Here is a 9,954-nt window from a genome sequence, read left to right on the forward strand (position 1 = left end):
TGTATCACTTATTCAGGGAGCAATCGGGATGGAAGAGATATTAGAAAAGCTTCATACATTTTTTGATGTCGATAAATTAATTGCATTTATTAGTGGTTATTTAAAAAAACCAGTCATTTTAGAAAGTACTGAATGTCAGCTGCTTGCTTATAATTCTTACAGCATCCAGCAGTTCGACCCAGTCAATCAGCAAACCATTTTCTCAAAGGAATGCCCGGGAGCTGTGGTGGATTGGTTAAAAAAAACAGGGGTCATTGAGCAGCTATATACAGATTCAAATCCTTTTTATGTGAATGGTCATGAGGAGCTCGGGTTTAATCGACGAGTGGCTGTGAGCGCCAAGCACAAACAAGAGGTTGTCGGCTTTATTTGGGTGCAGGACATTGAAGATTCTCTCTCTCAAGAGGAGCTGCAATTTTTACACGAGGCATCGTTTCAAGTTGGAAAAGTTATTTATAAAAATAAGAAACAGTTGGAGAAAAAGGAAGGCAAGATTGAAGAGTTCTTCAAAAAGGTCATGGATGATCATTTTTATACAGAAGAAGAGCTGAAATGGGAAGCTGAGAATTTAAGCATTCCACTGCCAGCTGTCTTTACTGTGATGGTTGTTCATGCCGCCGATAACAAAAGTGAGACGGCAGAAGATGTGAAGGATGTGATTAGAACCTATTTACAGCTAGAAGACAAGGTCAATCACGTCTACTCTGTGCAAGCAGACATCGTCGTGATATTAGGCAGTTTGTCAGATCGCCACTCACCAAAAGCGACCGCTGCGGATGTCGTCGCCCATCTTCAATCGAAAACGCATACACACCCATCTCCTTTATATATTGGGATGGGAAGAGAATATCGAGATGTCATGAAAATGAGCACAAGTCGATTTGAAGCGATAGAAGTCGTGAAAGCAGTGAAGATTGTCGGCGGACAGGAATTGATTCCATACGATTACGAGCATTTGGGGGTCTTCCGGTTCTTAGACCCGATTTACAGTCACCAAAAAAAGAAAAACGGCTTTAATCCAGATTTGTTGCGCCTAAAGGAAAAAGACCGTGACAGCCAAACATCATTTTTAAAAACCTTAGAGGTCTACTTATTGAATAATTGCAAGCTAAAACCAGCTGCAGAGCAGTTGTTTATTCATCAAAATACACTAAACTATCGAATGAAACAAATTTTTGAAATGACGTCTATTGATTTAAGTCATTTTAGCCAGCGATGTGAGTTATTTATTGAATTGATGCTGATGAAAAAAGATCAATAGGCGTGGACTCCGCAGGTGCAAAGGATGACCTGCGGATTTTTATGCGAGATCATAAAATGGCATACAATTGCCTTATTTCGTTGTATGATAGATAAAGATTTTATGAGGAAAGTGAAAGGAGGGCCACCTTTGGGATCAGTCACCTTGGCCATTTTAATTTTCATCATGACCCTCGTCCTTGTCATTTGGCAGCCAGGACGTTTAACCATTGGATGGTCAGCGTGCGGGGGAGCGATTCTTGCTCTTGCTTTTGGGGTCGTTCATTTGGGCGATGTATGGGAAGTTACCCAAATTGTCTGGAACGCCACCTTTGCATTTATTGGAATTATCATCATTTCATTGATTTTAGATGAGATTGGTTTTTTTGAATGGGCGGCACTTCATATGGCAAAAGCCGCAAAAGGGAACGGGGTCCGCATGTTTATTTATTTAACATTGCTCGGCGCTGTGGTAGCAGCTTTTTTTGCCAACGATGGAGCGGCACTTATCTTAACCCCGATCGTTTTATCTGTGGTCAGAGCGCTGAAGCTGGATGAGCGTATGATCCTGCCATTTGTCATGGCAAGCGGCTTTATTGCAGATACGACGTCTTTGCCATTTGTCATTAGTAACTTGGTCAATATCGTATCAGCCGATTATTTTCATATTGGCTTTCTTGAATATACAGCAAACATGTTCGTCCCAAACCTTGTATCGCTTGGCGCTAGTATGCTTGTGCTGTATGTGTTTTATCGGAAACTCATCCCGAAAACGTACGATGTTTCGCAGGCGAAGGAACCAGCTTCGGCCATTCGTGATCTGCGCATGTTCCGGTTATCTTGGTATGTGTTAGGGTGCTTGCTTGTTGGATATTTTGCTGGGGAATTGGCAGGCATTCCGGTGTCAATCATTGTAGGAGGCATTGCCATTGCTTTCTTATGGCTGGCAAAACGGAGTCCACAAGTAGCGACAAAACGAGTCGTCAAAGAAGCACCGTGGTCGATTGTGTTTTTCTCTATCGGCATGTATGTCGTGGTGTATGGACTGAAAAATGTCGGCCTGACAGAAATTTTAGCGGCGTGGATTGAACAGGGGGCGTCACACGGTTTACTTGCGGGAACGATGTTTATGGGGGTTCTGGCAGCAGTGCTATCTTCTGTCATGAACAACCTCCCAACCGTTTTAATTGATGCGATTGCCATCGGTCACACAGATACAGCAGGTGTGATGAGAGATGCACTGATTTATGCCAACGTCATCGGCTCAAACCTTGGTCCAAAAATGACCCCAATCGGTTCATTGGCGACATTGCTGTGGCTTCATGTCTTGAAGAAAAAAGGTGTGCATATTTCTTGGGGAGCATACATGAAAGCTGGAATCATTCTAACCATACCGACGCTGATCATCACGTTATTGGGGTTGTATGTGTGGTTATGGTTGATACATTAAAAAGCAGATCCAATGGATCTGCTTTTTGTTGTTATAGATATTTTGCATAGTGTTTTTCCAAAAAGTCTTGGAGCAATGAGACCACACTGCATATGCCCCAGTAAATCAAGGCAACCAATATATACATGGTCATATAATCGAATTCTCGTCCACCCACAATTTTTGCTTGCTGGAAGAGTTCGGGCACAGTAATCATTGCCGCTAGTGAGGAAGCTTTGATTAAATCAAGCATGACGTTGGTCAGGGGTGGCAGTGCAATGCGCACGGATTGAGGCAAAATGACTCCACGCATCGTTTGCCAATAGCTGAGACCGAGTGATTTGGCGGCTTCCACTTGACCACTTGGAACAGAGGAGAGAGCCGCCCGGTTAATTTCGGCAATGTATGCAGCACTATTGAAGCTGAATCCAATAATAGCAGCAGTGACAGCTGTAAATTCAATGCCGATGTAAGGGAATCCGAAATAAAGGATAAACAAAATGACCAGAATGGGAACCCCTCGCATGAATGAAATATACAGCCGTGCAGGCAGCCGAAGGAACCACGTATTTGCCATTCGAGCAAGGGCAATAAAAAAACCTAGAATCGTACCAAAAAACATGCTCACAAAAGAAATGAGCAGCGTCAGCCAGATGCCTTTCATCACAAACGGAAATGACGCTTTTGCCAGTGCAGGATTAAAGATATATTCTAAATGAATATCTCCCACGTCTGCGGCTCCTTATTTAGAAATGTCGACATCTTCGACATCAACATCAATTTTCTTTGAGACGTCAGCATGATTAAAGAATTTCTCTGAAATCTTTTTCATGGTTCCGTCTTTTTTCATCTCTTTTAATACACGATTTAATTCTTTTTGAAGCTCTGTATTGTCTTTTTTCATCACAAACCCTTGTTCATTCGGCATGTATTTTAGGTCTGGATGGATCGTAATATTTAGCTTAGGGAATGCAGCAAGCGCCAGTGTTTGTAAGTAATAGTCATTTAAAATGACATCTGTACGGCCGTTTGCGACATCCTTTAAATATTGCTCGTTTGTGGCATTATCATAAATGACTTCTTTTGCACCATACTTACGGGCAACATCCATATAAATGGTCGTTGCAGCACCTGCTGCTTTCTTTCCTTTTAAATCCTTTAGCGTTTTAATACCTGACAGATCATCTTTTCTAACGATAGCGGTTCCATAGGAGTATTTATAAGGTGTTGAAAAGGCGAACTTATCTTTCCTGTCATCTGTGATGTCGATATCGTTTGCAGCGGCATCCACCTGACCTGAATTAATGGCACTGAGCATACCGTCATAACCCATTTCTTTAAATTCTACTTTTACGTCAAGGCGCTTAAATGCTTCTTTGACGACTTCCACTTCATAGCCAGTCAATTGATCCTTGCCGTTCGATGTATCATGGTAAGACGTAGGATACAAGGTGCCTGAAGTAGCGACCACGATTTTCCCTTTCTTTTGAATCTGATCCCACTTTGATTCTCCAGACTGAGATGAGCCTGATTGATTGCAAGCAGACATGACAAGCATGAGAGCAGACACAACAAGCAGCACCCATATAGGTTTTCTATGATAAAAACGACTCATTTAAGAATCCTCCTCTATTTTTTATACAAAACAAAACATAGCACGCTTTTTCAGTTAGGACAACGTTTTCAGATGAAAAGCGAAAAAGTAAGAATATTATGTGCAATTTGATGCTGTGAATAATGTATAAAAAAGGAAAGAATGCGCAAATTAAAGTCGAATAAAGGAGGGAACGACAGAGATGAAAAAAACAAGTGGTTTGATCATACTAACGATGGTGCTATTATTTGGTTTTCAGGTGAATACGGCTCATGGAGAAACATCCCAAATGGAAAAGCGCCCCGTCACGCATCAAGTAAAATTAACGACAGAGCAACAAAAACAAATTGAAGTACTTGAACAGCAAATTTTGTCTAAACGAAAAGAAGTGATTGAAAAATACGTTCAGTATGGTGTGTTAACGAAGGAACAAGGCACGCACATCACAAAACGAATGGATGAACATTACAATCACTTAAAAAATAACGGGTTTGTTCCATTACTAAAAAAACCACAGCACCATCGACCATAAGTTCAAGAAAACCGGCAGCAAGGGGCCGGTTTTTATTGTTTATGTGTTAAAAGGTCAGCGTCTCACCATCTTGAGGGACAAAAATTGCCTGATCTGCATGTTTCTCTTGAATGTAAGATGTTAATGCCGCTCTTGTTAATAAACAATGATTCACGGCTTCAAGGTGACAGGCGATGATTTGAGCTTGTGGTTGAGTATGGTGAATGTCTACAATCTCTTCCTTTGTCATCGTAATTGGGTCTCCCTCTAAAAATTGGGCAGCCCCACTATTGACCACAATAATATCTGGCTGGCATGTATTCACAACCTCTTTCGGCTCATCACACCAAATGGTATCTCCTGCAATATAAAGAGTAGGCTCATCAGGATGAGAGAAAACAAAACCGCTCACTTGTCCCATCCGTTTAGCAGTTTCTCCTGTCCCGTGCTGCCCGCCAGTTCGTTTCATATGAACACCGCAAACATCCATTTCATCTTCAATGCATGTAACATGCTGAAATCCAGCTTCTTTCACTATCGTGCGATCTTTCTCTGATTGAGTATAGATCGGCAAAGTTTGCGCTAACCTCTTTTTTGCCTCGTCGTCAAAGTGATCTACATGTAAATGAGTGAGCAGGACAGCATCCGGCTGTAATATCTTGTCCAAATCAATGTTTGCAGGCAGATCCACAATTGGATTGTTTACATGTTGATTGGCGGTATGTGGGAACGGTGGATAGGTTCCTTTTGCTGCTAAAAAGGGATCGATTAAAAATGTTGACGGACCATATTGAAGGTATAAAGTAGCATTACGAATGAGTGTTATTTTCATTAGAAGGCCTCCTTTTTTTCTCATTAAGTTTACAGTATATTAAAAGAGCTTCATGTGACAGAGGATCATGAAAGTCTTTCAGCGGAACGACTTGATTTTTGAAAGAGGTGAGCCAATGCTAGACAAAACAGATATGGATATATTAAAAGAACTCTCAAAGAATAGCCGATTGACGATGAAAGCACTTGGTGAAAAAGTCCATTTAACCGGTCAAGCTGCTAAAAATAGAGTTTTAAAGCTTGAAGAAGAGGGGGTTATTGAAGCCTATACCATTTCAATTAACTGGCGGACACAGCAGAACATCCAAACATTTTTACAGCTCTTTACCCGAAGTCATGATCATGAACCGCTTTTATCGTTTCTCCATCAAAAGGAAGAAATCAAAAACCTGTTTAAAATAAGTGGAGAGGGCTGTTATATGGCTGAAGGACATTTCTCCAGTCATGATGAGCTTGATCAATTTTTAACGGAGCTAACAAAGCATGCAAATTATAAATTGTCTATCGCTGTGAAACGTCTCACTCATCAAGAATAGATGAGACGCAGGAGGAAATAACCGATGAAAAGATTAATTGAACATCAGGCTGAACCGATCACAAAGGAAAGAATCAAAGCGGATTTGGTTCAACTTGGTGTAAGGAAGGGCATGATCTTATGTGTCCACTCATCCTTGTCATCTATTGGCTGGGTGAATGGAGGAGCTATAGCCGTTATACAAGCTATGATGGATATTTTAACAGATGAAGGAACACTGATTATGCCGGCACAAACATTAGAGCTGTCGGATCCTGCTGATTGGATCAATCCGCCTGTTCCTTATTCTTGGTGGAAACCGATCAAAGACACGATGCCTGCATTTGATCCGGCTTACACAGCTCCAACAGCAATGGGAAAGGTAGCGGAGACCTTTTGGAAATACCCGGGCGTAGAAAGAAGCAATCATCCTCATTTCTCATTCACCGCCTGGGGGAAAAGGAAAGATGAAGTGTTGAAACACCATGCGCTTCCTTATGGTTTAGGAGAAAATTCACCTCTTGGACGTATGTACGATCTTGATGCAAAAGTGCTGCTAATTGGCACGTCATTCGAGAGTGTGACAGCTTTTCACTTAGCTGAATATCGAATCTCACAGCAAGACCTCATGACACGAGGGGCCCCCATTTTAGAGAATGGTTGGAGGGTGTGGAAAGAGTATCAAGATATCATCACAAGAGAAGAACTATTTGAACAGATTGGTCGTGATTTTTTACAATCAGGATGTAGTTATAACCACAGTCGAATCGGGCTAGCCAATTCGTATTTATTGCCAATGAGAGAATCGGTCGATTTTGCGGAAAAATGGCTTGAACAGTACGACCAGGCGTGATCTAAGCAGTCTGAAAATCAAAATAATAGAGATCTTGATCAGGGTGCTCAGATATATAGCAGGTGAGCTGATAGTCTCCTTTTGGAATGGAGAAAGACAGTACCTGTGCCATGACGCTTGTCAGATAAACATGATCACTTGAATGAGTAAATGGCACTGTGATGACTCTATCAACGGATGATGGAGGCTCATGGCTGTTTAATGTCACGATAATAGAAGCTTTTCCGTTATTGATGCCTTCAAAAGAAATACCTCGATCCCCAGTTGCGAATCCTTGAAGAATATCGTCATCTGTCCAATCAATCACAGGTGGCGTCGTGCTTCCAGTGTATACAGTGATTTGGTGATAGGAGATAGATAGGGGATACGTTTGATTTAAATCATTCATATAGATAACTCCTTTATTCATAAAATTTGTCCAGCTGGCGATCATGTTGAAAAGTGAATGTTTGAAAGTAAGATTATTGAAGAGAATGTTAGGCAGCAAGACGATTGTCGCCGTCTTGCGCTACTGTTTGAGGGATCTAGATGTGAAATTGCGAAACCATTTCTTTTAGGTCTCCTGCTAAATGGGCGAGAGCCTCTGATGAAGCTGTTACTTCTTCCATTGCTGCGAATTGTTCTTCTGTTAAACCTGCTACTTGTTGTGAATGTTCACTCGTCAGTTTAACGCCTTCTGTGATAGAGGCAAAGGTTTGCTTCGCATCATTTGTATAAGCTGCGATTTTTTGGGATGCATCTGATAAATGTTTAATGCCATCTGCCATTTCCTTCATTGACTGCTGAATGTCAATAAATGAATCCTCTGTATGAGAAATAAGAACAGCCCCTTGAGCCGCTTCCTCTCGTACTCGTTTAATGGCACTCGTCGAATGATTCATCTCTTTTTGTATTTCGGAAATGAGATGTGAAATCATGTTGGATGATGTTTGCGATTCTTCTGCGAGCTTCCTCACTTCGTCTGCCACAACGGCAAAACCTTTTCCATGTTCACCTGCGCGTGCTGCCTCAATGGCCGCATTAAGAGCAAGTAGATTTGTTTGGTTAGCGATATCTGTAATCACTTTGGAAATTTGATCAATCTCGGCTGAACGTGTTTCTAGCGCTTGAATTGCTGTACCGTTCTCTTCAATTGATTTTGCAATAGATGTCATTTGTGAATTGACTTCACCGATATTTTGTACACCTTTTTGGGCCATTTCTTGTGCGGACTGGCTTCTTGTTGCCATTTGTCCCGCATTTTCAGTGATGTTTACCAGCTCGTTAGATACTTGTCTCATCGTGTGCTCACTAGCTGTCATTTGGGCTGATTGCTGTTCAGACGATTGAGCGACTTCTTGAATGGTATGGGTAATCTTTTCTGATGCTGCACTCGTTTCTTCTGCGCTAGCTGACAGCTCCTCAGAAGAAGTGGCTACTAATTCAGATGTTTTGATCACATTTAAAATGGTTTGATTTAATTTCTCACGCATCTTATTAAAGTGACCTGCCAGCTCAGAAAGTTCATCGCCTGTGTGATCTGTCACGTTGATGGTTAAATTTCCTTCGCCTGCACTCTTAATAGCAGATGCCATATGTTTGAGACGTGTCTGAATCCGCTTTGTGAAAATAGAAATAATGATAACAGAAACAATTAAACTTAACAGTAGAACCGTGACAAATTGAATAAAGAAAGACTGAAGCATTTGTGAAATCATGCTTTGATTTGCACCGGTATAGAAAATACCAATCGTTTCCCCTGTATCATTTTTGATGGGCATATAAGCCGTTTGGTAGTCTTTCCCGGCAACATTGGCTGTTCCGTAATAATTCTCGCCTTTATCCAAAACAGCGGCCTTTACTTCAGGTGAGACTTCGGTTCCTACAGCTCGTTTCCCGTTTAACATGACATTTGTGGCAACACGGGTATTTCCTTGGAAGATCGTGATTGTATCACCAGTATACTCGGCTAATTGATCAACCAATGTGTCATGGTTATTGATTTGAGTATTTCCTTTGTAAAGCTTGCCATCTTTTATCTGCCACGAGCCAGCAACCTTCTCAGTTAGGTAAGCGTATCCTAGCTTTAGATCGCCTTTTGCTTTTTCGGTGGCCATTTGCTTAATGTTCTCTGTCATTTCGCGGTTCACTACATAACCAACCACTGCTGAAAATACGATGAGGACACTTAAAAAGATCAGCATTATTTTGGCGCCAAGCCTCAGTTTTCCTTTTTTCTTCATGTTTTTTACTCCTTTAGGTATAAGGTAGGGTATCCCTCCTTAAGGATTATCGGCATGAAAAAAATGTTTGATATACGTGAATGCACTTACACAGAAATTTTTGTTGTGAAAAAAGGAAAGATCGTGCTACTCGATAACAAATTGGATTCTTGTGCCATCAGGATCATCTGATAATTGATGACTTACCCAAGAGCCTGCCCCCCTATTATCCGAAGGACGTACATATTTGACAGAAGCCCCTGCTCCACCTTCTTTACACATCGCCATTGGCCATTCATCACGATCATAACCACGCTTTGTTGGAATGCCATGAAGTGATTTGTCTCTTTGCTCATCACTATTTTTTCGATCAATAGTGCAAATGGAAGAATGCCCTTCATCAATTGCTTCTTCTATGTGTTTTGCGGTTTCTGGATATCGATCTGATGGAAAGTGAATGGTTTTGTCATAAGAAGAGTTTGTCGTCTCTTGTTTATGTTGCCCTAGTTGGACATAGCCTGTCGCTATACCAATGACAATCAATAAAAGCAAGAGAATGGTTTTAAGAAGTTTCATAGATGCTAGCTCTCTTTCTCTTTAGCGTATTTTGTAAACAGAAGTATAGCAGAATTACTTACCAATTTCTCCTCGTTTTGAAAAAACGTCTTTTAAAGTTCGAAAAACGTTTTTTACCTGTTTATTCTCTTTTCCTATTTGAACAAAAATCACAAAAATTTTAATTTTGCTGCTCATATTACAATTCTGCTTATGTAAAATGGCTT

At 41.0% G+C, this 9,954-nt stretch carries 11 protein-coding genes; 5 read left to right on the top strand and 6 right to left on the bottom strand.

Features of this window, described 5'->3' with window-relative positions:
* Positions 1-28: 28 nt before the first annotated feature.
* Both MHH31_RS01905 and MHH31_RS01910 read left to right on the top strand, forming a co-directional pair.
* Positions 29-1,261, top strand: coding sequence for a helix-turn-helix domain-containing protein (locus MHH31_RS01905; RefSeq protein ID WP_342495195.1), 1,233 nt, complete (start codon positions 29-31; stop codon positions 1,259-1,261).
* A 129-nt stretch (positions 1,262-1,390) separates the two neighbouring features.
* On the top strand, positions 1,391-2,689 hold the full coding sequence (locus MHH31_RS01910; protein ID WP_306794201.1) for an arsenic transporter: 1,299 nt from the start codon (positions 1,391-1,393) through the stop codon (positions 2,687-2,689).
* Positions 2,690-2,720: 31 nt separating this feature from the next.
* On the opposite strand, the gene MHH31_RS01915 is transcribed toward MHH31_RS01910, so the two are convergent.
* Positions 2,721-3,398, bottom strand: coding sequence for an amino acid ABC transporter permease (locus MHH31_RS01915; protein WP_096880980.1), 678 nt, complete (start codon positions 3,396-3,398; stop codon positions 2,721-2,723).
* A 12-nt stretch (positions 3,399-3,410) separates the two neighbouring features.
* On the bottom strand, positions 3,411-4,283 hold the full coding sequence (locus MHH31_RS01920) for a transporter substrate-binding domain-containing protein (RefSeq protein WP_008347852.1): 873 nt from the start codon (positions 4,281-4,283) through the stop codon (positions 3,411-3,413).
* 181 nt (positions 4,284-4,464) lie between these two features.
* Here MHH31_RS01920 and MHH31_RS01925 point away from each other — a divergent pair, with 181 nt between their 5' ends.
* Positions 4,465-4,794 (top strand): YckD family protein, encoded by a 330-nt coding sequence (locus MHH31_RS01925; protein ID WP_342495196.1) that lies wholly within the window; start codon positions 4,465-4,467, stop codon positions 4,792-4,794.
* Between the two features lie 46 nt (positions 4,795-4,840).
* Here the strand turns inward: MHH31_RS01925 and MHH31_RS01930 are convergent, their stop codons facing one another.
* A complete protein-coding gene (locus tag MHH31_RS01930; protein WP_216895540.1) occupies positions 4,841-5,605 on the bottom strand; it encodes an MBL fold metallo-hydrolase in 765 nt (254 codons plus the stop codon).
* Between the two features lie 115 nt (positions 5,606-5,720).
* On the opposite strand from MHH31_RS01930, the gene MHH31_RS01935 reads away from it, so the two are divergent.
* Together MHH31_RS01935 and MHH31_RS01940 are read left to right on the top strand one after the other, a co-directional pair.
* On the top strand, positions 5,721-6,140 hold the full coding sequence (locus MHH31_RS01935) for an Lrp/AsnC family transcriptional regulator (RefSeq protein ID WP_024718958.1): 420 nt from the start codon (positions 5,721-5,723) through the stop codon (positions 6,138-6,140).
* 24 nt (positions 6,141-6,164) lie between these two features.
* Entirely contained in the window at positions 6,165-6,971 is an 807-nt protein-coding gene (locus MHH31_RS01940; RefSeq protein WP_342495197.1) for an AAC(3) family N-acetyltransferase, read from the top strand.
* Between the two features lies 1 nt (position 6,972).
* Here MHH31_RS01940 and comJ read toward each other — a convergent pair whose 3' ends face one another.
* From comJ to MHH31_RS01955, 3 genes are all read right to left on the bottom strand, one after another.
* On the bottom strand, positions 6,973-7,359 hold the full coding sequence (gene comJ / locus MHH31_RS01945; protein ID WP_039166300.1) for a competence protein ComJ: 387 nt from the start codon (positions 7,357-7,359) through the stop codon (positions 6,973-6,975).
* A gap of 136 nt (positions 7,360-7,495) precedes the next feature.
* The gene (locus MHH31_RS01950; protein WP_017358550.1) at positions 7,496-9,193 is read right to left on the bottom strand and encodes a methyl-accepting chemotaxis protein; all 1,698 of its coding nucleotides are present in this window, start codon (positions 9,191-9,193) and stop codon (positions 7,496-7,498) included.
* Positions 9,194-9,319: 126 nt separating this feature from the next.
* Positions 9,320-9,748, bottom strand: a complete 429-nt coding sequence (locus MHH31_RS01955) for a NucA/NucB deoxyribonuclease domain-containing protein (protein WP_342495198.1) — start codon at positions 9,746-9,748, stop codon at positions 9,320-9,322.
* Positions 9,749-9,954: the final 206 nt, after the last annotated feature.

It is taken from the genome of Bacillus sp. FSL K6-1033 (assembly GCF_038630765.1).
GTDB lineage: Bacteria > Bacillota > Bacilli > Bacillales > Bacillaceae > Bacillus > Bacillus altitudinis.

Coding starts and splice junctions, on each gene's coding strand:
- MHH31_RS01955 (WP_342495198.1), bottom strand. CDS start 9,748: ATGAAACTTCTTAAAACCATTCTCTTGCTTTTATTGATTGTCATTGGT.
- comJ (WP_039166300.1), bottom strand. CDS start 7,359: ATGAATGATTTAAATCAAACGTATCCCCTATCTATCTCCTATCACCAA.
- MHH31_RS01940 (WP_342495197.1), top strand. CDS start 6,165: ATGAAAAGATTAATTGAACATCAGGCTGAACCGATCACAAAGGAAAGA.
- MHH31_RS01930 (WP_216895540.1), bottom strand. CDS start 5,605: ATGAAAATAACACTCATTCGTAATGCTACTTTATACCTTCAATATGGT.
- MHH31_RS01935 (WP_024718958.1), top strand. CDS start 5,721: ATGCTAGACAAAACAGATATGGATATATTAAAAGAACTCTCAAAGAAT.
- MHH31_RS01920 (WP_008347852.1), bottom strand. CDS start 4,283: ATGAGTCGTTTTTATCATAGAAAACCTATATGGGTGCTGCTTGTTGTG.
- MHH31_RS01950 (WP_017358550.1), bottom strand. CDS start 9,193: ATGAAGAAAAAAGGAAAACTGAGGCTTGGCGCCAAAATAATGCTGATC.
- MHH31_RS01925 (WP_342495196.1), top strand. CDS start 4,465: ATGAAAAAAACAAGTGGTTTGATCATACTAACGATGGTGCTATTATTT.
- MHH31_RS01905 (WP_342495195.1), top strand. CDS start 29: ATGGAAGAGATATTAGAAAAGCTTCATACATTTTTTGATGTCGATAAA.